We start from the raw sequence: 20,876 nt of genomic DNA, 5'->3' as shown, positions 1-20,876 counted from the left end.
CGTCACTTGGGGCGAAGCTTCGGCGACCCGGTGATGGACATGTTGCCGGGGCCGCCCGCTGTTACGAGGTTGGCGGTTCCGGGCCGGCCATCAAGGGCGCTCCTTCGTCGCGTCGGCTCCGCCGATTCCGCTGCGCTCCACCCTTGACACCCACCCCTCCACCGCAGGTGAACGCCGACCGGGCGGCCCGAGAAGCGGGGCTCTCGGGGACTGGGGGATGGGTCATCCGGCTTCGCGGCCGGGTGCGGACTTGTCCGTACAGCGCATCGCCCGCTGGAGGGGTGCGCAACCGGTCCGGGGATCAGTCCCGGCTTCGTCAAGCGTCTGCCGACCGGATCTACCGGGGTGACCGCAGCTTCCGAAGTGGCCGTCACACGCCACGAGTTGGGGGGGCGGCGGCCGGGGGGGTGGGGGACCTACTTTGGGAAAGTTGCGTTCTGGCGCAAGGGGGGCGCACGCAATAGGCAAACGCAACTTTGCCGAAGTAGGTCACCCACACCCCCAGCCAGCCAGTCAGCCAGCTCGGGCCGGTCGTCAGACGCTTGACGAAGCCGGGACCCATCCCCGAGCGGACCGCGCACCCCTCCCACCCGTCCCACCGGGTGCGCTGCAACGAACCAGTCCGCACCCGGCAGGAAAGCCGGATGACCCATCCCCCAGTCCCCGTGAGCCCCGCTTCGTGGCCGCCCGGTCATCACGCTTCTCGCGGTGGAGGGGTGGGTGTCAAGGGTGGAGCGCAGCGGAATCGGCGCAGCCGACGCGGAGCGCCCTTGACTCCCGGCCCGGAACCGTCAACCTCGGGACAACCGGGCGGCCCCGGCGCGAACACACCGCCGGATCACCGAAGCCCCCTGACCTCCACAAAACCAGCGCTCACGCGCCATCGGCTTGCGTTCGGGCGTCTTCGAGCACAAGCGTTGGGCTTGGATGCTTCCCTCTTTCGTTAAATTCCGTCATTGATCGCCTGTGTAAGGAGCCGTCGTGCCAAGGGGACCCCTGTCTGCCGCCGAGAGCGAGTCGTGCGCGTCTCGCACCACCCCGCCGCCCCTGCTCGACGTCGAGGCCCTCTTTCCCGCCATCGCGCCCCTGCGTCGCGAAGCCGTGCGGTTGCATCCTCGGCGGGGGCAGCCCGGGCCGCGGGACAGTTCCGTGGGTGGGCCTCTGTTGTGGCCAGCCGCGGATGCCTGGCCTCGCTGTGGGGACTCGCATCCGCGGACCCGGTTCGCGCCCACCGACGATGGCGATGCGCAGGCCATGGTGCCGGTGCTTCAGCTGTACGCGCGTGACGTTCCCGAACTGCCCTTCCCTGAGGGCAGTGACGTACTGCAAGTTGTGTGGTGTCCCTTCGATCACGACGCCGGGTACGTACCACGGCCCGAGATCTTCTGGCGGGACAGTGCGCGGTGCGTGCCGCTCGTCGAGGAGCCGCCGCGGCCCGTTGGCGCCCATGGCGACTATCTGCCGGATCCCTGCGTGCTGCACCCCGAGCGTGTGGTCGAGTATCCGAACTGGGATCTCGACGACGCGCTGGCCGAGGACCTGGAGGAGACGTTCGAGGAGATGGAGGACCGTGCCGAGGAGGACGGGAGTCCTTGCGCCTACTGGTCGCATCTCAGCGTTGCTCCCGGCATCAAGGTTGATGGCTATCCGAGTTGGACCCAGGAGCCTTGCTGGCCCACCTGCCCCGGCCCGTGCGGGCAGCGTATGCGGCATCTGGTGACCATCAAGAGCGCCGAGTTCGACGGGGCTTCCTGGCGGCGTTGGGTGCCTGTCGAGGAACGGTCCGGCGCGGGGGACGGAGGGTGGAGCGTGTTTGAGCTTCCTTACGAGGAGCGGAACGCCCTGCAGTGCGCGCCCGGCATCATGCTCGGCGACATGGGTGGCATGTATCTCTTCGTCTGCGGGCACGGCTGTCCCGGCATGCCCTTCCGGTACCACTCAGACTGTTCGTGAATGGGGTGGCGGGCTCTCCCCATGCGCCGCCCTCAGGATGAGGCGCCGTAGCGGGTCGCCATCTCTGCCGCCCGGTTACGCAAGGCCGTGCGCAGCGACTGCGGCGTCAGGGCCTCCGCGTCCGTGCCGAGTTGCCACAGCGCCCACTCGGCGTGACGGGGGTCCTGAAAGGTCACCTCCAGGCACAGCCAGCCCTCTGCGTCGGGGACGGGGTCTTCCGCGCGAACTGCCAGGGCCGTGTCCAGCAGCTCCTCGCGTCGTGTCGGGTTCACGCGTATCAGCACGGTGATGTGGTCGCTGTCGGAGAGGAAGCGCGCGGAGCGTTCCTGCCAGATCCGGTCCAGATCTACGCGGTTCGGTCGCTGTGCCGGTTCGGGGAGTTCCTCTGCGGCCAGCAACCGCGACAGGCGGTACGTACGGTCCGCGCCGGATCTCGTGGCCAGCAAGTAGCCCCGGTCTCGTACGGTGACCAGGCCGATCGGGTCCACCGTGCGCCACTGCGGCGCCTGGCCCGTGGCCGCGTAGTGGATGCGCAGCTTGTGGCCGGCGAGCACCGCGCGCCTGACCTCGAACATGGCGGTGGTGTCGGGTGCCTCCCCGGTGGCCTGCCTGCGTGAGAGCAGGTCGGTCTCCGGGTCCACGAGGAATCGCTGGACCGCGTCGCTAGCGGTGACCCGGTGGCCTTCGGGCAGCGCGTCGACCACCTTCCGCATGGCCGAAGCAAGTGCCGAGCCGAGGCCGAACGTCTGCTCCCCGCGACCCGATCCGGCGGTCAGCAGGGCGAGGGCCTCGTCGTGATTGAGACCCGTGAGCTCGGTCCGGAAACCGGGTGACAACGCGAAACCGCCGTACCGCCCGCGTTCGGCGTAGACCGGGACGCCAGCCGCGGACAGCGCCTCGATGTCGCGCAGCACAGTGCGGGTGGATACCTCCAGCTCACGGGCCAGCGTGTCCGCAGTCAGCCGACCGCGCTGGCGCAGGAGCAGCACCAGTGACACCAAACGGTCGGCGCGCATGCGGGAACTTTAGCGAGATACGTGACCAAGGATGTCGTGATTAGTTGCGAGGCTCGTTCACGGGACGTCGAGACAGCCGGTGGCCACCGAACGCCACCGAGGCGATGGACGTACGTCCCCCAATGAATCTAAGAAGCGAATGGAGCTGACGTGACAGTGGAGCGAACTGCGGTCAACCCGGTTACCTGGTCCGCGGAGTTGGGATTCAACCAGGGTGAGGTCGTCTCCGGGCACACCCGGACCCTGTACGTCTCGGGGCAGACCGCGATGAGCGATGACGGCAAACCCCAGCACGACGGGGACATGGCGGCGCAGTTGGCGCTGAGCATCGACAACTTGGAGGCCGTGCTCGGCGAGGCCGGCATGTCTCTCGCCAACCTCGTCCGGCTCAACGTCTACACGACCGACGTCGAGCTGCTCTTTCCGCACTACGGCGTTCTGGCGGGGCGGTTGGGCGCCGCAGAGGTGGCGCCGACCAGCACGATGCTCGGGGTGACCCGGCTTGCGGTCCCCGGCCAGATGGTCGAGCTGGAGGGCACCGCCGTCGCGTGATCCCCGACTCGACGACGACTCCGGGGGGCCGCCCTAGTCCACCCGCTCCTCCCAGTCGATGCGGTGGTCGAACTGCCAAGTCCCCCATACCGAACCGGCTCCCACCTTCGTCGCCATCGGCAGCACCGCGTCCCGGAGCGCGCGGGTCAGCGGGCCCGCCGGCTTGGGGGACGCCGTGCGGGCCGCGGCCGATGTGGATGTCGGCGTGGACGTGGCGTGTTTGAGGATGCGGGCCACTCGGGGGCGGCGTAGGGACTCGTATGCCCTGAAGGCCTTGGAAGGGGGCAAGTCCCGCAGGCAGCGGGCCAGTTGGACCCCGCTCTCCGAGGCGAGGGATGCGCCTTGGCCTGACGTGGGGGGTGTTGCGTGCGCCGCGTCGCCTATCAGGGTCATGCGGCCTCGGCTCCAGGTGCTGAGTGGGGGCATGTTCTCCGTGGGGCCCGTGATGAGGAGGGCGGGGGCCGGGGTGGACTTGAGGAGTTCCGTTGCCGCTGTGCGGTCGTCCGTGAACGCCTCCGTCAGGCGGTTCAGCCACGTCGCCGCGTCCACCGCGCGGGTCTCCGCCGTCGTCATGGGTTCGCGGTGGGGCAGCGTCGCGGACCAGACCGCCGAGCCGTCGTCGAAGATCTGGTACGTCATGTACGCGCGCTTGCCCAGGCATTGATGCAATACGCCCGAGGTGGAGGGGAGTTCGGCCTCCGTCACCCTCGCCGTGAAGGTAAGTGTCCCGCTGTAGTGGGGAGTTGGGGCCGAGGGGTCGATCAGGGGGCGGACCGTCGAGCGGAGGCCGTCCGCGCCGATCAGGATGTCCGCCCTCGCCAGCGAGCCGTCCGCGAAGCGGGCCGTGACGCCCGTGCCGGTGTCCGTCGCGTCCAGCAGGCGCTTGCCCCGGTGAATGGGGATGTCGCGGCGTGCCGCCTCCTCGTCGATCGCCTCGTGCAGGTCCGTGCGCCAGACGAAGCGGGTCGGCGGAAGGTCGGGGTGTGGGGTCAGGCTCGCGAGGTGCCTGCCTGTCCAGCTGCGCAAGGACGTTGACGTCACCGGGGTGCCGATCTCGCTCACCACGTCCGCCGCGTCGATCGCGGACAGGGCCTGCTGGCCGTTGGGGGCGATCGTCATGCCGGGGCTCGGGCCCACGCGCCGCCTGGAGTCGTACGCCTCGTACACCGTTGCCTCGATGCCCGCCTTGTGCAGCGCCATCGCCGCTACCGGGCCTGCGATGCCACCCCCGATGACCAGGGCGGTTCGGGCGCGGGTGGGGGTTCGCGCGGTCATTTCTGCTATCGGTCCCTCGTCGGGTGCGGCCCTGCTGTTCTCATGCGCTGCGGGAGCGCCTCGGCGGCTCGGCGTGCGCCCTCACCAACCTATGTGGGGCAGGGGCCCTCGCCGCAAGGCTTTCCGGGCGGCGCGTTAGCCTCGGCCGCAGATGTATTGAGGACGTATCGGCCGGAAGCAACGGACAACGGAAGCGAGGCAGGCATGGCGAAGGTACCGGCAGCAGCAGTGGCCGCCACGGGGCTTGTTGGGGGGTTCGCCGTCGCTCGGTGGACGAAGAAGCGGCCGCTCGGTGGCGTCGTGCTCGCCGCCGCGGGGGCCGCCGCCGCGAAGGAGTGGCAGGCCAAGGCGGGCGGCAGGACCGCCGCCGCGCTCAGCACCGTGTACGTCGCCGCCTTCGCGGGGTCGCATCCGCTGGCCAAGAAGGTCGGGGCGTGGCCCGCGGTCTTCGGGGTCGCCGGGGGTGTGGGGCTTGCCAGTTGGGTGCTTGCGGACCGGCGGGGATGAACTGGGCTGGGGCGGCGGCGGGTTCAGGCCTGGCCGCCGCCCCCAAGGGGACAGCTCACGCCCCGCTGTCCCTGAGCGGATAGCTCAGTCCTCGCTGTCCCTGAACAACCGCGCGAAGCCCGCCACCATCAGGACCCCCGTCCCCATCACCAGCGTGAAGAACGCCCACGCCACCGGCCACACCGCCGCGTCCGGTTGCGGGTGGCTGTCGAACGAGACGTACATCAGGGTCGCCGGAGGTCCCGCCACCAGGAGCAGCGCCAAGACGAGGCGGTCCCGGAAACCGAAGTAGGCCGCGAGGGCCAGCATCGACACCGCCAGGAAGACGACCCCCGGCGCCGACACCGGTGACGTCTCGTTGATCGCGCCCGGCGTCTCGGGGCGATTGCGCAGATCCCAAGGGAGGCAGACCAGGTACGCCGCGGCCGCCAGCGCGGCGCCCGCGACGCGGGTCGCCCAGCGCTCCAGCGCGGGGCGCTTCGGCAGCGGGCTCAGCAGGTTCGCCGCGGCACCGTGCGGTATGCGCGGTATCGCGCTCATGTGCATCGACTTTGCCGTCATGCGTACGAGGCTGCCGGGCGGGGCGGTGGGGCGGACAGAGTACGCGTACTCAGATCGACGGCGGGGCTGGCGGCGACCCGGTCCCCTTACACGCCCCGCGTTCCCCTGAACGTCATCCGGTACGCGCCCGGCGACACCCCAAGCCCCGCCTGGAAGTGCTGCCTCAGCGACGCCGCCGTGCCGAAGCCCGCGTCCGTCGCGATGCGGTCGACCGTGTGGTCCGTCTCCTCCAGGAGCGCCCTCGCGCGGTCGACCCGGCGCTGGGTCAGCCACTGCATCGGGGTGAGGCCCGTCTCCTCGCGGAAGCGGCGGCTGAAGGTGCGTACGCTCATCGACTCCCGGTCAGCCATCTCCCGAAGCGTCAGCGGCTCCCCCAGACGCGTCAGGGCCCAGGAGCGGGCCCGGCCCGTCGAGGCCGTGCGGGGTTCCGCCACCGGGCGGCGGATGTACTGGGCCTGGCCGCCCTCGCGATGTGGGGGTACGACGTTGCGGCGGGCCACGTCCGCCGCCACCGCCGCTCCGTGGTCGCGGCGGATCATGTGCAGGCAGAGGTCGATGCCGGCCGCCTCGCCGGCCGAGGTCAGGACCTCGCCCTCGTCCACGTACAGGACGTCCGGGTCGACCGTCACGGTCGGGAACGTGCGGGCGAACAGGTCGGTGGAGAGCCAGTGCGTCGTCGCCCTGCGGCCGTCCAGGAGGCCGGCTGCCGCCAGGACGAAAGCGCCGGTGCAGATGGAGGCGATGCGGGCCCCGGTGCCGGTGGCGGACTTGAGCGTTGCGGCGAGGGCCGGTGGCAGGGCGCCCGGCAGGAGTGACTCGTCCTCCTCGTGCGAGGCGGGGACGATGACCGTGTCTGCGGTCGTGATGGCCTCGGGGCCGTGTTCCGCGTAGATGGGGAAGTCGGCGTCCGTGCGGATGAGGCCGGGGGTCATGGCGCAGGTCAGGGGCTTATAGAGGGGGGTTCCTGAGGGCGAGCGGGCGTTGCCGAAGAGCTGGTGGATCAGGCCGAGCTCCATGGGGAGTACTCCGTGTCTTACGAGGACTGCGAGCTTGTGGGACGTCACGCCCCCACCCCCCGCGAAACCGTATAAATCACCAACCCCGCCAACGACCCCACCACCGTGCCGTTGATCCGAATGAACTGCAGGTCACGCCCAATATGCGCCTCGATCTTCTTCGACGTGTGCTCCGCGTCCCAGCCCGCCACCGTGTCCGTGATCAGGGACGTGATCTCGTTCTGGTACGTCGTGACGACGTACACCGCCGCGCCCTCCACCCAGCCGTCGACCTTCTCCTGCAGTCGCGCGTCCGTCGACATGCGCGCGCCGAGCGAGAGCAGGGCGGCCCGCACCCGTAGGCGCAACTCGCTGCGTTCGTCCTCCGCCGCGGCCACGATCATCTGGCGTACCGCCGCCCAGGCCGAAGCGATCAGGTCCTGCACCTCGCCGCGGCCCAGGACCTCACGCTTCAAGCGCTCCACCCGCTCGCGGGTGTCCGAGTCGGACTGGAGGTCCGCGGCGAAGTCGGCGAGAAAGCGGTCGACGGCGCCGCGCGCCGGATGCTCCGGCATGTCCCGCATCTCGGCGAGGAAGCGGAGCAGTTCCTTGTAGACGCGCTCGCCGACCTTCTTGTCGACGAATCGCGGGGTCCAGCCGGGGGCGCCGCCCTGCACCGCGTCCATGACCGACTCGTCGTGCTCCACCAGCCAGTCGTGGGCGCGTACGCAGACCAGGTCCACGACGCGTTTGTGGCCGCCGTCCGCGACCACCTTCTCCAGCATTTTGCCGATGCCCGGCGCGATCTCCTGGGCGTCGGCACGGCGCGTGATGGCCTCGCCGACGACCGCCTGGACGTCGGAGTCGCGCAGGACCGTCAACGCTCCGCGCAGCGCCGTCGCCAGTTCGGCCGTCACTCGGTCGGCGTGTGCGGGCTCGGCGAGCCAGGCGCCCAGGCGGCTGCCGATGCCCACGGCTCGCAGGCGGTCGCGTACGACATCGGACGAGAGGAAGTTCTCGCCTACGAAGTCGCCCAGGGATACGCCCAGTTGGTCCTTCTTGTTCGGGATGATGGCCGTGTGCGGGATGGGAATGCCCAGCGGGTGGCGGAAGAGTGCCGTCACCGCGAACCAGTCGGCGAGCGCGCCTACCATGCCCGCCTCGGCGGCCGCGGCGACATAGCCCGCCCAGGCTCCGGCGCCCGAGTTCTGCGCCCACTTCGCCAGGACGTAGACGAGTGCGACGAAGACGAGGAGGCCCGTTGCGGTGATCTTCATCCGGCGGACGCCGCGCTGCTTCTCCTCGTCGGCGGCGCTGTACATGAAGCCGCCGCCCCGCGCCGGGCCGTCCGCGGCGCGTGAAGGACGCGGCCCGCGGGCATGCTGCCCAGTGCCCGCTTCCGCCGCCTGTGCCGCTTCTGCCGCATCCTCCGGATTCGATGGTTCCGTACGATCCACTCAATCCACCTGGCCCGTTCGCGTCGTCCTCATCCGCATTGTCCCCATCTCTGCGCGTCCCTTCCTGGCGAGCGCGTCCCTTCCTGACGACTCCTGGAACGGACGACAAGTTCCCGGCGTCTCATTGGTCGGAGGGGGGCAGTGTCGGCCGCCTCACGGCCCATGACGCATCATGGGGTGATCACATCGGAGCCTCGGGCTCCCCCTGCTCGAGGAGACACAGCCCGCATGACCAAGCGTCACGGTTATGCCCTGCTTGCCGCGGTCCTCGCGGTGATAGTGGTGATTTCTGCCGCCATATACGTCGGTGTGTCACGCACCGACGACGGTTCGCAGGACACCATCAGCGCGGGTCCGCGCTCTCCGCGCAACTCCGCGGCGCCGGCCTCCGCGGGTACCTGGGTGGGCACCTGGGCGGCGTCCCCCGCGGCCGCCGAACCGAACACGCATCAGCGCGGCTTCGCGGGCCGCACGATCCGTAACGTCGTGCACACCAGCGTCGGCGGCGACAGCGCCCGCATCACCCTGTCGAACCTGTACGGCCGCCAGCCGCTGAGCATCACGCACGCCTCGATCGCCATCGCCGCCGGGTCGAACAACCCGGCAGCCGCGCCGGACACGCTGCGCCGCCTGAACTTCAACGGCAACACGTCGGTGGTGATCCCCGCAGGGCAGCAGGTGATGAGCGACGCGGTACGGCTGCGGGTGCCGCACGACGGGGACCTGCTGGTCACGACGTTCTCGCCGACCCCGTCGGGACCGGTCACCTTCCACCCGCACGCCCGCCAGGTCAGCTTCGTCGCCGAGGGCGACCGCACGGAGGACCCGAACGGGCAGGCGTACACCCAGCAGAGCACCTCGTGGCGCTATCTGTCGGCCGTGGACGTCCTGAGCAACGAGTCGGACGGCACCGTCGTCGTCTTCGGTGACTCGCTCACCGACGGCATCTCCTCGACCGTGGGCGCCAACGCCCGCTGGACCGACGCGCTCGCCGACCGGCTGCGCGACGAGTCGGGCGCCCCGCGCTACGGCGTCGTGAACGAGGGCATCAGTGGCAACCGCATCCTCTCGGACGGCAACGGCACCCCCGCCGACAACCCGAGCGGCCTATCGCGCTTCGACCGGGACGTGCTGAACCGAACGGGTGTCAAGGCCGTCGTGATCGCGCTCGGCGTCAACGACATCCTCCGCAACCCGCACCAGAACGACCCCGACCGGATCGTCGAGGGCCTGCGCGAACTCACCCGGCAGGCGCACACCCGCGGCCTGCGGGTCGTCGGGGCCACGCTCATGCCGTTCGGCGGGCACCGGGGGTACGAGACGGAGCTCGAGGACGTGCGGCAGGCGGTGAACAAGGAGATCCGGGAGGGCAACGTCTTCGACGAGTTCGTCGACTTCGACAAGGCCCTGCGGGATCCGTACGACCCCCGCAAGCTGCAGGGCCAGTACGACTCGGGCGATCATCTGCACCCCAGCGACGCCGGCTACCGCAAGATGGCCGAGACGTTCAACCTGGCGCATCTGAGGGGATCCGCGGCCGCCGAGCTGTAGGCGTGCCTGGCGTGCCTGGCGTGCCTGGCGTGCCTGGCGTGCCTGCCGGGGGCCCGTGAGCCCCCGGCCCACGCTCACTCCAGCTCTCGGCGCTCCCGGCGCCTGCGCTCGTGCATCTCCCGCCACTCGTCGCGGCGCTCCAGGCGCTCGCGCCGCCGCCGCTCCTTCATGCGCAGCTTCTCTTCCTTGAGCCGCAGCTTCTCCTGCCTGCGCACCTTGCGGTCCACGCCGACGCCGCCCATCAGAGCGAAGCCCTTGACGACCACGCGCGGGGAGTCGGGGGTGCCCACGCCCGTCGCCTTGTCGTCGAAGCCGCCCATGATGCCGAAGCCCTTGACGACGACGTTCATCTCCGGCGGCACGACGACCTGCAGGCCGCCCATGATCGTGTAGCAGCGGATCTCGACGTCCCGCGTCGCGAACCGCGCCTCGCGCAGGTCGATCTCGCCGCCGCCCCACATCGCGAACGCGGTGAACGTCCGCCCGACCGTCCAGCCGCCCTTGCGGGTGAAGCCGCTCCAGAAGGCGAAGGCTCCGGTCGACGTGGCCTCGCCGCCCATCCGCTCGGCCCAGTCGATGGCGTCGGGGTCGTCGCTCACCGGCCGCTTCACCATGGACACCCGCCCGGGGTGCGAGGGGAGATCGCGGGTGATGGGCGCCAACTCGCCGTATGTACGGGCCTTGTACGTCGCGTCGAGGCGCTCCTCGAACTCCGTCATGTCGAGGCGGCCCTCGGCCATCGCGTCCCGGAGTTGTTCGGCGACCCGCTCGCGGTCGGCGTCGGATGCCCGGAGTTCGGGGAGTTCTTCACTCATGAAGAGCAGCCTACGAGACTCATGAAGTGCAGCCTATGAGGTCGCCTTCTCCGCGTACATCTTGGCGATGACCGCCTCGATGTCGGGCTCCCTGACCGAGAGATCGGCCATCGGATACTCGGCCGCGATCCGCGCGACAAGCGGAGCCGCCGACTCCGCCGCCGGGAAGGCGAGCCACTGGCGCGGCCCCTCCACCTTCACCACCCGCGCCGAATCGACCTCGATGGGCGGGAGTTCACGCTCCAGGTCCACGACCAGGGTGCGCTCGCTCTCCCCTACCTCGTGCAGCCCCGCGAGGGCACCGTCGTACATCAGACGCCCGTGATCGATGACCATCACGCGCTTGCAGAGCTGCTCGATGTCGGTCAGGTCGTGCGTGGTGAGCAGGACGGTCGTGCCCGCCTCGGCGTTCAAGTCCCGTAGAAATCCCCGGACCTTGGCCTTGCTGATCACATCGAGGCCGATCGTCGGCTCGTCCAGGTACAGGACCTCCGGATCGTGAAGGAGAGCCGCCGCGATGTCGCCGCGCATCCGCTGCCCGAGCGAGAGCTGCCGCACGGGGACGTCCAACAGCGCGCCCAGTTCGAGGAGTTCGACGCACCGGTCGAGGTTCTCCTTGAATCGGCCGTCCGGGATCCGGTACATCCGGTGCATCAGCCGGTACGAGTCGATCAGCGGCAGGTCCCACCAGAGCGTCGTGCGCTGGCCGAAGACGACGCCGATACGGCGGGCGAGCTTCGTCCGCTCCCGCGAAGGATCGATGCCCGCGACCCGCAATCGCCCCCCGCTCGGCGTGAGAATCCCCGTCAGCATCTTGATCGTCGTCGACTTGCCCGCGCCGTTCGGCCCGATGTAGCCGACCATCTCACCGCGCGGCACGGTGAACGAGATCCCGTCGACGGCCCGCACCTCGCGCCGCTCCCGCTTCAGGAATCCGGTCTTCTTGCGTACGTCGAAGACCTTCTCCACGCCGTCGAGCTCAATGAGGTCTGGTTCCAAGGCAGTTCAGCTCCCTGTGCTGCGGTACGAGCGAAGACCGGCGCGCCAGGCCAGACCGGCGAGGGCGATACAGGCGGCGGCGACCAGCGGCGGCGCGAACGCCACCCACGTCGGCAGGTCGAGCGGGTAGGGCCGGCCAAGGACGTACAGCGCGGGCAGCCAGTTGACGAAGGCCAGCGGCAGGACGAAGGTGACGCCCCGCACCAGGTCCTTGGCGAAGACGGTCGGCGGGTACTGGAGCAGCGTGGTGCCGCCGTAAGTGAAGGCGTTCTGCACCTGGGACGCGTCCTGCGCCACGAACTGGAAGGCACCGCCCGCCACGAAGACGGACCCGAAGATGACCGCGCCGCAGACCAGCATCAGCGGGACCATCAGCACCTTCAGCGGGGTCCAGCCGACGTCCAGGACCACGAGCGCGTAGCCGAGGACGAGCGCCCCCTGCGTGACCCGTCCGATCCGGTGCAGCCCGAAGCGGTCGGCGGCGACCTGCGCGATCATCGGCGCGGGCCGGACCAGGAGCGTGTCGAGCGTGCCGTCGCGCACCCGCCTGCCGAGCCGGTCCATGGAGCCCATGGCAAGATCCGCGAAGCCGAACGCGGTGCACGAGACGCCGTACAGGAAGGCGATCTCGGCAAGCGAGTAGCCGCCGAGCCGGTCCACCTGGGAGAACATCAGCAGGATCGCCACGAAGTCGAACGCGGTCACCGCGAAGTTGCCAAGGGCGGTCATCGCGAAGGACAGGCGGTAGGCCATCAGGGAGCGGATCCACATGGCCGAGATCAGCCGATAGGCACGAAGGCCCTCCCGCACCTGCCGCACGTCAGCCACCCTGGACCACCACCCGGCGCGTGGCGACAGCCTGGAGCAGCCGCCCCGCGGTGAGCAGCGCCACCGCCCAGCCGATCTGGAAGGCGTACGCCGCAAGGAGGCCAAGGCCGGTGTGCTTGCCGAGGAACACATCGGCGGGCACCTGGAGCAGCGCCGACCAGGGCAGCGCGCGGGCGAACTCGCCGAGGGCGCCCGGGAAGACGTTCAGCGGGAGCACCATCCCGGAGAAGAACGTGCCCGCGAGCATCGCAAGCTGTGCCGCTCCGGAACCGTCCATCAGCCAGAACGCGGAGAGCGCCACCAGGAACCGGATCGCGAAGCTGACCACCATGCCGAGCGCGACGGCCACCAGGAACGCCACCCAGGTCAGCACGTCCGTGGGCAGCACCAGATCGAAGACGAGCGCGCCGACCACCATCGGCACGACACCGCGCCCGAGCAGCTGGTACAGCGCCCGGCCCAGATCGCTCGCAAGCCACCAGGCCTGCAGGTCGGCGGGCCGGTACAGATCGATCGCGATGTCCCCGGTGCGGATCCGCTCGATCAACTCGCCCTCGAAACCGCCGCCCATCAACGCCATCACCGTGAGCATCGCCTGCCCCAGCCACACGTACGTCAGGGCCTGCGCCTGGTCGTAGCCGCCGAGCCCCGGCCGTTCATCCCAAAGGGCGATGTAGGTGTAGGCGAGGATCAGCCCGAAGACGGTATTCGTGAAGACCCCGGCCAGGGTCGCGATCCGGTAGGTAGCGTACCGCCTGAAGCCTCCCCGGGCGACGGCCGCGTACAAGCGGAACCGTCCTGTACGCACACGCATCCCCTTTAGAGAGAGCCTTGCCCTGTTCCGGGCCAAAGGGTCGGAGCCTAGTGCGGTCGATGTGGCCCGTGCCAGGCAATTTCCACGCCCGGCGCGTGCCTGGCGCGGAACGCGCGAAGTGACAGTGTGCAATGGGTCGTACGAGGCGTACGTGACGTACGACGCGAACCGGGAGTTCCACCAGACATGAGCAGCGACGAGCCGCAGCAGCAGGGTGCCGAAGGGCCCAAGGGCTGGGCGCCCCGCGAACCGGTGGAAGACCCGGCCGCCCCGGACACGCAGGACGCCAAGGGCAAGAAGGGCAAGAAGCCCAAGCGCCCCAAGCGCAAGGGCTGGCGGCGGATCTTCCCCACCTGGCGCATGGTCCTCGGCGGCTTCATCCTGATCATCCTGCTGTGCGTCGGCGGCTTCGTCGCGGGCTATCTCATCGTCGACATCCCCCCGGCCAACGCGGCGGCGACCGCGCAGAGCAACGTCTATCTGTACGCCGACGGCACCCAACTCGCCCGCGACGGCGAGGTCAACCGCGAGAACGTCCCCCTCAGCCAGATCCCCAAGAAGGTCCAGCACGCCGCGCTGGCCGCCGAGGACCGGGACTTCTACAGCGAGTCCGCCATCGACCCGAAGGCGATGATCCGCGCGGCCTGGAACACCGTCACCGGCAAGGGCAAACAGTCCGGCTCCACGATCACCCAGCAGTTCGTCAAGAACTACTACCTGGGCCAGGAGCAGACCGTCACCCGCAAGGTGAAGGAGTTCTTCATCTCGATCAAGCTGGACCGCGAGGTGAGCAAGGACGACATCCTGGCCGGCTATCTCAACACCAGCTACTTCGGGCGCAACGCGTACGGCGTGCAGGCCGCCGCCCAGGCGTACTTCGGCAAGGACGTCGACGACCTGAACACCGCGCAGGGCGCCTACCTGGCGACGCTCCTCAACTCCCCCAACGCGTACGACGTCGCGACGCACCCCGAGAACAAGGCGCTTGCCGAGGGCCGCTGGAACTACGTCCTGGACGGCATGGTCAAGGAGGGCTGGCTCAGCGCGGCCGACCGGGCGAACGTGAAGTTCCCGAAGCCCAAGGAAGCCAAAGGCGCGTCCGGCCTCTCCGGGCAGCGGGGCTACCTCGTACAGGCCGTCGAGGACTATCTGACGACCAACAAGATCGTCGACGAGGACACCCTCGCCAAGGGCGGCTACCGCATCACCACCACGCTCCAGAAGGACCGCCAGGACGCCTTCAAGAAAGCCGTCGACGACCAGGTGATGTCCAAGGTCGACAAGGACGCCCGCAAGATCGACAGGAACGTCCGCGCGGGCGGCGCGTCCATCGACCCCGACACCGGCAAGGTCGTCGCGATGTACGGCGGCATCGACTACACGAAGCAGTACGTCAACAACGCCACCCGCCGCGACTACCAAGTGGGCTCCACCTTCAAGCCGTTCGTCTTCACCTCGGCCGTGGAGAACGGCTCGGTCACCCAGGACGGCCGCACCATCACCCCGAACACCATCTACGACGGCACCGACCAGCGCCCCGTAGAGGGCTGGGACGGCGGGACGTACGCCCCCGAGAACGAGGACAACGTCGACTACGGCAACATCACCGTCCGCGAGGCCACCGACAAGTCCGTCAACTCGGTCTACGCACAGATGGCCGTCGACGTCGGCTCGGACAAGGTCAAGGACACGGCCGTCGCCCTCGGCATCCCCGAGTCCACCCCCGACCTGACCGCGTCCCCCTCCATCGCGCTCGGCCCGTCCACGGCCTCCGTCCTCGACATGACGGAGGCGTACGCGACGCTCGCCAACCACGGCAGGCACGGCACGTACACGATGGTCGAGGAGGTCACCAAGGACGGCCAGGAAGTCGAACTGCCGGAGCAGGACACCGAGCAGGCGGTGAGCCGCGAGGCCGCCGACACCACCACGTCCGTCCTGCAGAGCGTCGTCGACGGCGGCACCGGCACGGCCGCACAGGCCGCGGGCCGCCCCGCCGCGGGCAAGACCGGAACCGCCGAGGAGGACAAGGCGGCCTGGTTCGCGGGCTACACCCCCGAACTCGCCACGGTGGTCGCCGTGATGGGCCAGGACCCGGAAACGGGCGCGCACACCCCGCTGTACGGGGCGCTCGGCCAGCCCCGCATCAACGGCGGCGCCTATCCGGCGCAGATCTGGGCGCAGTTCACCAAGGACGCCCTGGCGGGCGAGCCCGTGCAGGACTTCGACCTGCAGCTGGCGGAAGGCGCCGACCTACCGGTGATCCCGGACCCGACGGACATCGGCGAGGACCCGATCACCGGCGGGGCGACCACGGGCGGGGAGGAGACCCCCGGTCAGGACCAGGGCCAGACGCAGGGGCAGGACCAAGGGCAGACGCAAGGCCAGACCCAAGGCCAGGACCAAGGGCAGACGCAGGGCCAGGACCAGGGACAGACCCAGGGCCAGACAGACGGTGGCGCCACCGACGGCGGCGCCACGGACGGCGGGGCGGTCGACGGCGGCCAGACGGACGGCGGCGCGGCCCAGGGCGGCCAGACCGACGGAGGCGCCGCGGACGGCGGCGAGGCCGACGGAGGCGCCCTGGGCGGCCTGACGGACGGCTCGACGACCAGAAGCCGGCCCGAGTGATCCCCTAGTGCCCCGAGGTCGCCTTCAGACCCACCACAGCGACCAACAACAGAACAACGAAGAAGATCCGGGCGGCGGTCGCCGGCTCACCGAGCACCATCATCCCGACCACCGCCGCACCGGCGGCACCGATGCCGACCCACACGCCGTACGCCGTACCGATGGGCAGCGTCTTGGCGGCGTGCGACAGGAGCATCATGCTCGCGACGATCCCGAGTCCGGTGAACACGCTCGGCCAGAGCCGGGTGAACCCCTCGGTGAACTTCATCCCGATCGACCAGCCCACTTCGAGCAGACCGGCGACGATCAACAGAACCCAGGCCACGACGGCACCTCCGGCAACAGGAACGCGGGAACGCGTTCTTCTTTGGGGGTGCGTCGTCTTTGCGGAATCCCGGTACGGCGCGTCTCGTCGGGTTCCCTCAAAGGTAGCAAAGGACACGCAGAAGGGGCTGGTGAGGATGGTCACCAGCCCCTTGCTCAAGCCCTGGGCGTCCTACAGATACAGGCCGGTCGAGTCCTCGGACCCCTCGAACCGATCGGCGGCCACGGCATGCAGATCGCGCTCGCGCATCAGCACGTACGCCACGCCCCGCACCTCGACCTCGGCCCGGTCCTCGGGGTCGTACAGAACCCGGTCCCCCGGCTCGACCGCCCGCACGTTCTGCCCGACGGCGACCACCTCCGCCCAGGCCAGACGCCTGCCGACGGCGGCGGTCGCGGGGATCAGGATGCCGCCGCCCGACTTGCGCTCGCCATCGGCGGTGTCCTGCCGCACGAGCACACGGTCGTGCAGCATCCGGATGGGCAGCTTGTCGTCGTGGGAACCGCGTCCCTTGCTGTTGGCGCTCACGCCCCGAACCTACCTGCCGCGGGCACGCCCGTACGATCCCGGGTCAGCCCTTGCGACGCCGCGAGGACACTGTCATCAGCCCCACGAGCCCCACGGCCACCAGCGCCACCGGCACGATGCGCTCAAGGCGCGGCGCCCCGTCCTCGCGGACGAGCTGGCCCTTCACATCGGAGATGATCCGATTCGCCCCGACGTACACCCGCCCGAGGGAGTTGTCCACACTCGCCACAACCTTGGCCTTGGCATCCCCGACGATCGTCTTCGGGTGGACCCGCACCCCGATCTCGTCGAGCGTCTCGGCGAGCGTCTCGCGGCGGCGCTTGATGTCCGCCTCGATCTGCGCCGGGGTCCTGATATCCGACGTGTCCGACACCGCGCTGCCTCCGTGGTCGTGTCCGGCTGTCTGTTCCTGCTGATACGTATCCCCGACAGTCTGTCAGCTCCATGCGCACCGCACCCCACGGCACCCCTATTACGCTCGACTCCACCACCACACATTTCTTACGAACACCCCGTGCGAGGAGACCGAAGATGAGCGAGCGACTGCAGCCCGGCGACACAGCCCCCGCCTTCACCCTGCCCGACGCCGACGGCAAGGACGTCTCCCTCGCCGCCCACAAGGGCCGCAAGGTCATCGTCTACTTCTACCCGGCCGCCCTCACGCCCGGCTGCACCAAGCAGGCCTGCGACTTCACGGACAACCTCGACGTCCTTGCGGCGGCGGGCTACGACGTCATCGGTGTCTCCCCCGACAAGCCGGAGAAGCTGGCCAAGTTCCGCGAGAAGGAAAACCTCAAGGTGACGCTGGTGGGCGACCCGTCGAAGTCCGTCCTCGAGGAGTACGGCGCCTTCGGCGAGAAGAAGCTGTACGGCAAGACGGTGACGGGCGTGATCCGCTCGACGATCGTGGTCGACGAGGCGGGCAAGGTGGAACACGCCTTCTACAACGTGAAGGCGACGGGCCACGTAGCCAAGATCATCAGGGACCTCGGCGTCTGAGACCCCGCTCCGACGGTCGCTGTCGGCCGTCGCGGCCCCGCCGGTAGCATGAGCGCCGTACGCGGCCGTGGTGGAACTGGCAGTCACGCTGGGTTTAGGTCCCAGTGGGGTAACTCCCGTGAGGGTTCGAGTCCCTCCGGCCGCACGGACATTCACGAAGGGCGCCCGTTCCCACGGGCGCCCTTCGTCGTGTCCTGGCCGGTCAGCCGAGCAGCTCCCGAACCACCGGCACCAACGCCCGAAACGCCTTCCCCCGATGGCTGATCGCGTTCTTTTCGTCGGCGGAAAGCTCCGCGCACGTGCGCGTCTCGCCCTCCGGCTGGAGGATCGGGTCGTAGCCGAAGCCGTTCGTGCCGGACGGGGCGTGGCGCAGGACTCCCCGCAGCTGTCCCTCCACCACTCGCTCGCGGCCGTCCGGCAGGGCGAGGGCCGCGGCGCAGGCGAAGTGGGCGGTGCGGTGGGTGTCGGCGTCGATGTCGCCGAGTTGGGCCAGCAACAGCTCCAGGTTCGCGCGGTCGTCGCCGTGTTTGCCCGCCCAGCGGGCGGAGAAGATGCCGGGGGCGCCGCCGAGTACGTCGACGCAGAGGCCGGAGTCGTCGGCGACGGCGGGAAGGCCGGTGGCGCGGGCGAGCGCGTGAGCCTTCAGCAGGGCGTTCTCGGCGAAAGTCACGCCGGTTTCCCTGATGTCGGGGATCTCGGGGTAGGCGTCCGCGCCGACGAGGTCGTGAGGCAGACCTGCGTCGGCGAGGATCGACCTGAGTTCCGTGATCTTGCCGGTGTTGCGGGTGGCGAGGATGAGGCGGGTCATGGGGATCAGTATCCGCGCCCGCCTTCCGCTACGGCGTGCAGACCTTCGTCAGTTCGCCGGCCGCGTCCACCACCGGACCGACGTCCGGTGTCGCGTCGCCGTCCTTGATGGCCTGGCGGACGTTGTCGACGGCCTTGTCGACGTCGTCGACGGCCTTGTTCACGTCGGCGTCGTCGGTCTTGTCGCCGATCTCGTCGAGGTTCTTGCCGATGTCGTCGAGCGCCTTGTCGGCCTGTGTCGGGTCGTTGGCCGCGCCCTCGACGGCCGTCTTCAGGTCGTCGACGCTGTCGGCGATGGAGTCGGCGGTCTGGACGCAGTCGAGCGCCTTGTTGACGGCGTCGCAGCCGACAAGGCCGATGCCTGCCGGCACGGCGATCAGGACGGCGGTGACGGCGGTGGCGATACGTCGGTGGCGCGCGGCCATGGTTCGGTCCCTCCCCAGGGGGTGCGGACGGGCGCACGGCTTGGCCCGCGCGCCCGTACTCGTAAGAACGCCCCTCAGGGGCTGGTTGGTTGCTTCAGCTGGTCGGTGAGCCGTGCATCTACTTGATCGCTTAGGGCCCACGGGTGACCTTACGGGGTGCAGACTTCGGTGACCTTGCGGCCCGCGCTCACGACGGGGCCGAGGTCCGGGGTCTTGTCGCCGTCGTCGACCGCTTCCTCGACGTTGTCCACGGCCTTCTTCATCTCGTCGACGGCGTCGCGGACGTCCTGGTCGTCGTTCTTGTCGCGGATCTCGTCGAGGTCCGACTTGATGTTGCCGAAGGACTCGTCGGCCTTCTCCGGGTAGAGGGCCGCCTCTTGGGCGGCCTTGCGCAGGGCGTCGGCGCCGTCGGAGACCGCGTCGGCCGCGCGGACGCAGTCCACGGCGTCGCCCGGCTCGCAGGCGGCGAGTCCGAGCGCTCCTGGGACGACGAGCAGGGTCGTGACGGTGGCGACGGCGAGACGGCGGTGACGCGCGACCATGGGTGAAGCCCTCCCCGGGACACGGGTGAGCGCGCGGCCTGGCCCGCGCGCCCGTCGTATCCGTGACAACGCCGTCGGGGATCGGACGGTTGACCGGCAGCCGTCAACCGGCGGCGCGGACAGCGCGATTCAGCCGTTCCGGAGCGTCGCTTCCAGTGCCTGGCGCTGGAGGGCGGCGAGTTCGTCGCAGCCGCCGACGGCCAGGTCGAGCAGCGCGTTGAGTTCCTTGCGGTCGAACGGCTCGGCCTCGGCGGTGCCCTGGACCTCGACGAAGCGGCCGTCGCCGGTGCAGACGACGTTCATGTCGGTGTCGGCCTTGACGTCTTCCTCGTAGCAGAGGTCGAGGAGCGGTACGCCGCCGACGATGCCGACGGAGACGGCGGAGACGGTGCCGGTGAGGGGCTTGCGGCCGTGCTTGATGAGCTTCTTGCCCTGGGCCCAGGCGACGGCGTCGGCGAGGGCGACGTACGCGCCGGTGATGGCGGCGGTGCGGGTTCCTCCGTCGGCCTGGAGGACGTCGCAGTCCAGGACGATGGTGTTCTCGCCGAGCGCCTTGTAGTCGATGACGGCGCGCAGGGACCGGCCGATGAGGCGGCTGATCTCGTGGGTGCGGCCGCCGATCTTGCCGCGTACGGATTCGCGGTCGCCGCGGGTGTTGGTGGAGCGCGGCAGCATCGAGTACTCGGCGGTGACCCAGCCCTCGCCGCTGCCCTTGCGCCAGCGCGGCACGCCTTCGGTGACGGAGGCGGTGCAGAAGACCTTGGTGTCGCCGAAGGAGATGAGGACGGAGCCCTCGGCGTGCTTGCTCCAGCCGCGTTCGATGGTGATGGGGCGGAGCTGTTCGGGGGTGCGGCCGTCGATGCGGGGCTGTGAGGACATGGGTTGAGCCTATCCGGACATAGCTGAGGGGCCCTTCCCCGTGGTCGGGTCGTGGTGGGGAAGGGCCCCTCGGCGGTGAGTTCAGTCGCTCACATCGTGTCTTCGATGTCAGCTGCTCACATCATGTCTTCGATGTCCGCGGCGATCGGGTCGGCGTCCGTGCCGATGACGACCTGGATCGCGGTGCCCATCTTGACGACGCCGTGGGCGCCTGCGGCCTTCAGGGCGGCGTCGTCGACCAGGCTCGGGTCGTTGACCTCCGTGCGGAGGCGGGTGATGCAACCCTCGACCTCTTCGATGTTGTCGATGCCGCCGAGCCCGGCAACGATCTTCTCAGCCTTGCTGGCCATGGTGTTCTCCCTGTTCTTAAGGACGCGGCCTCACCACACCGTAGGTCCGCTTTGTCACGGTAACGCA

Annotated in this window: 23 protein-coding genes, 1 tRNA gene and 1 riboswitch; of the genes, 7 read left to right on the top strand and 17 right to left on the bottom strand. The window is 69.6% G+C overall.

Features of this window, described 5'->3' with window-relative positions; all coding sequences use genetic code 11:
- The first annotated feature begins 1,254 nt into the window (after nt 1-1,254).
- Nucleotides 1,255-1,953: a DUF1963 domain-containing protein gene (locus AB0O76_RS00905; protein WP_365483509.1), complete on the top strand. Its 699-nt coding sequence runs from the start codon at nt 1,255-1,257 to the stop codon at nt 1,951-1,953.
- Nucleotides 1,954-1,985: 32 nt separating this feature from the next.
- Here the strand turns inward: AB0O76_RS00905 and AB0O76_RS00900 are convergent, their stop codons facing one another.
- Nucleotides 1,986-2,969, bottom strand: coding sequence for a WYL domain-containing protein (locus tag AB0O76_RS00900; RefSeq protein ID WP_365483506.1), 984 nt, complete (start codon nt 2,967-2,969; stop codon nt 1,986-1,988).
- A 156-nt stretch (nt 2,970-3,125) separates the two neighbouring features.
- On the opposite strand from AB0O76_RS00900, the gene AB0O76_RS00895 reads away from it, so the two are divergent.
- Nucleotides 3,126-3,521: a RidA family protein gene (locus AB0O76_RS00895; RefSeq protein ID WP_365484407.1), complete on the top strand. Its 396-nt coding sequence runs from the start codon at nt 3,126-3,128 to the stop codon at nt 3,519-3,521.
- Between the two features lie 33 nt (nt 3,522-3,554).
- Here AB0O76_RS00895 and AB0O76_RS00890 read toward each other — a convergent pair whose 3' ends face one another.
- Nucleotides 3,555-4,796: an NAD(P)/FAD-dependent oxidoreductase gene (locus AB0O76_RS00890; protein WP_365483504.1), complete on the bottom strand. Its 1,242-nt coding sequence runs from the start codon at nt 4,794-4,796 to the stop codon at nt 3,555-3,557.
- Nucleotides 4,797-5,000: 204 nt separating this feature from the next.
- On the opposite strand from AB0O76_RS00890, the gene AB0O76_RS00885 reads away from it, so the two are divergent.
- Nucleotides 5,001-5,303 carry a hypothetical protein gene (locus AB0O76_RS00885; protein ID WP_365483501.1) on the top strand — a complete coding sequence of 101 codons (303 nt, stop codon included), beginning with the start codon at nt 5,001-5,003 and terminating at the stop codon, nt 5,301-5,303.
- Nucleotides 5,304-5,387: 84 nt separating this feature from the next.
- Here the strand turns inward: AB0O76_RS00885 and AB0O76_RS00880 are convergent, their stop codons facing one another.
- The 3 genes from AB0O76_RS00880 to AB0O76_RS00870 form a co-directional block, all read right to left on the bottom strand.
- Nucleotides 5,388-5,864 (bottom strand): hypothetical protein, encoded by a 477-nt coding sequence (locus AB0O76_RS00880; RefSeq protein WP_365483499.1) that lies wholly within the window; start codon nt 5,862-5,864, stop codon nt 5,388-5,390.
- Nucleotides 5,865-5,950: 86 nt separating this feature from the next.
- Nucleotides 5,951-6,880: a helix-turn-helix domain-containing protein gene (locus AB0O76_RS00875; protein WP_365483496.1), complete on the bottom strand. Its 930-nt coding sequence runs from the start codon at nt 6,878-6,880 to the stop codon at nt 5,951-5,953.
- A 44-nt stretch (nt 6,881-6,924) separates the two neighbouring features.
- The gene (locus AB0O76_RS00870; RefSeq protein WP_365483493.1) at nt 6,925-8,181 is read right to left on the bottom strand and encodes a DUF445 domain-containing protein; all 1,257 of its coding nucleotides are present in this window, start codon (nt 8,179-8,181) and stop codon (nt 6,925-6,927) included.
- A gap of 363 nt (nt 8,182-8,544) precedes the next feature.
- Here AB0O76_RS00870 and AB0O76_RS00865 point away from each other — a divergent pair, with 363 nt between their 5' ends.
- Entirely contained in the window at nt 8,545-9,867 is a 1,323-nt protein-coding gene (locus tag AB0O76_RS00865) for an SGNH/GDSL hydrolase family protein (RefSeq protein ID WP_365483492.1), read from the top strand.
- A 74-nt stretch (nt 9,868-9,941) separates the two neighbouring features.
- On the opposite strand, the gene AB0O76_RS00860 is transcribed toward AB0O76_RS00865, so the two are convergent.
- From AB0O76_RS00860 to AB0O76_RS00845, 4 genes are read right to left on the bottom strand one after another with little or no spacing between them, the layout of a single operon-like run.
- On the bottom strand, nt 9,942-10,682 hold the full coding sequence (locus AB0O76_RS00860) for a DUF1707 domain-containing protein (protein ID WP_365483489.1): 741 nt from the start codon (nt 10,680-10,682) through the stop codon (nt 9,942-9,944).
- 33 nt (nt 10,683-10,715) lie between these two features.
- Nucleotides 10,716-11,681, bottom strand: a complete 966-nt coding sequence (locus tag AB0O76_RS00855; protein ID WP_365483486.1) for an ABC transporter ATP-binding protein — start codon at nt 11,679-11,681, stop codon at nt 10,716-10,718.
- A 6-nt stretch (nt 11,682-11,687) separates the two neighbouring features.
- Nucleotides 11,688-12,452, bottom strand: coding sequence for an ABC transporter permease (locus AB0O76_RS00850; protein WP_365484404.1), 765 nt, complete (start codon nt 12,450-12,452; stop codon nt 11,688-11,690).
- A 49-nt stretch (nt 12,453-12,501) separates the two neighbouring features.
- Nucleotides 12,502-13,323: an ABC-2 family transporter protein gene (locus AB0O76_RS00845; protein WP_365483483.1), complete on the bottom strand. Its 822-nt coding sequence runs from the start codon at nt 13,321-13,323 to the stop codon at nt 12,502-12,504.
- A gap of 186 nt (nt 13,324-13,509) precedes the next feature.
- Between AB0O76_RS00845 and AB0O76_RS00840 the strand changes: the two genes are divergently transcribed.
- Complete coding sequence (locus AB0O76_RS00840; protein ID WP_365483480.1) at nt 13,510-15,954, top strand: transglycosylase domain-containing protein; 2,445 nt, start codon at nt 13,510-13,512, stop codon at nt 15,952-15,954.
- A gap of 4 nt (nt 15,955-15,958) precedes the next feature.
- On the opposite strand, the gene AB0O76_RS00835 is transcribed toward AB0O76_RS00840, so the two are convergent.
- The 3 genes from AB0O76_RS00835 to AB0O76_RS00825 form a co-directional block, all read right to left on the bottom strand.
- A complete protein-coding gene (locus AB0O76_RS00835; RefSeq protein ID WP_160505255.1) occupies nt 15,959-16,279 on the bottom strand; it encodes an SMR family transporter in 321 nt (106 codons plus the stop codon).
- Nucleotides 16,280-16,326: 47 nt separating this feature from the next.
- Nucleotides 16,327-16,398, bottom strand: a riboswitch (guanidine-III (ykkC-III) riboswitch).
- Between the two features lie 52 nt (nt 16,399-16,450).
- The gene (locus tag AB0O76_RS00830; RefSeq protein ID WP_365484401.1) at nt 16,451-16,753 is read right to left on the bottom strand and encodes a co-chaperone GroES; all 303 of its coding nucleotides are present in this window, start codon (nt 16,751-16,753) and stop codon (nt 16,451-16,453) included.
- Nucleotides 16,754-16,850: 97 nt separating this feature from the next.
- Entirely contained in the window at nt 16,851-17,180 is a 330-nt protein-coding gene (locus AB0O76_RS00825; RefSeq protein WP_365483477.1) for a DUF3618 domain-containing protein, read from the bottom strand.
- A gap of 158 nt (nt 17,181-17,338) precedes the next feature.
- Between AB0O76_RS00825 and bcp the strand changes: the two genes are divergently transcribed.
- Nucleotides 17,339-17,806: a thioredoxin-dependent thiol peroxidase gene (gene bcp / locus AB0O76_RS00820; RefSeq protein ID WP_360766165.1), complete on the top strand. Its 468-nt coding sequence runs from the start codon at nt 17,339-17,341 to the stop codon at nt 17,804-17,806.
- Nucleotides 17,807-17,867: 61 nt separating this feature from the next.
- A tRNA-Leu gene (locus tag AB0O76_RS00815) sits at nt 17,868-17,951 on the top strand.
- A gap of 57 nt (nt 17,952-18,008) precedes the next feature.
- Here the strand turns inward: AB0O76_RS00815 and rdgB are convergent.
- From rdgB to AB0O76_RS00790, 5 genes are all read right to left on the bottom strand, one after another.
- Nucleotides 18,009-18,614: an RdgB/HAM1 family non-canonical purine NTP pyrophosphatase gene (gene rdgB, locus AB0O76_RS00810; RefSeq protein ID WP_365483473.1), complete on the bottom strand. Its 606-nt coding sequence runs from the start codon at nt 18,612-18,614 to the stop codon at nt 18,009-18,011.
- A 28-nt stretch (nt 18,615-18,642) separates the two neighbouring features.
- The gene (locus AB0O76_RS00805) at nt 18,643-19,038 is read right to left on the bottom strand and encodes a hypothetical protein (protein ID WP_365483470.1); all 396 of its coding nucleotides are present in this window, start codon (nt 19,036-19,038) and stop codon (nt 18,643-18,645) included.
- A gap of 149 nt (nt 19,039-19,187) precedes the next feature.
- Entirely contained in the window at nt 19,188-19,580 is a 393-nt protein-coding gene (locus AB0O76_RS00800; RefSeq protein WP_365483467.1) for a hypothetical protein, read from the bottom strand.
- A 129-nt stretch (nt 19,581-19,709) separates the two neighbouring features.
- Complete coding sequence (gene rph / locus AB0O76_RS00795) at nt 19,710-20,459, bottom strand: ribonuclease PH (RefSeq protein WP_365483464.1); 750 nt, start codon at nt 20,457-20,459, stop codon at nt 19,710-19,712.
- Nucleotides 20,460-20,575: 116 nt separating this feature from the next.
- Nucleotides 20,576-20,809, bottom strand: a complete 234-nt coding sequence (locus AB0O76_RS00790) for a glucose PTS transporter subunit EIIB (protein WP_160505264.1) — start codon at nt 20,807-20,809, stop codon at nt 20,576-20,578.
- Nucleotides 20,810-20,876: the final 67 nt, after the last annotated feature.

The organism is Streptomyces sp. NPDC086554 (assembly GCF_040686095.1).
GTDB lineage: Bacteria > Actinomycetota > Actinomycetes > Streptomycetales > Streptomycetaceae > Streptomyces.
Note: the sequence above shows the minus strand (reverse complement) of the source record. Positions and strands in the feature narration are given on the sequence as shown.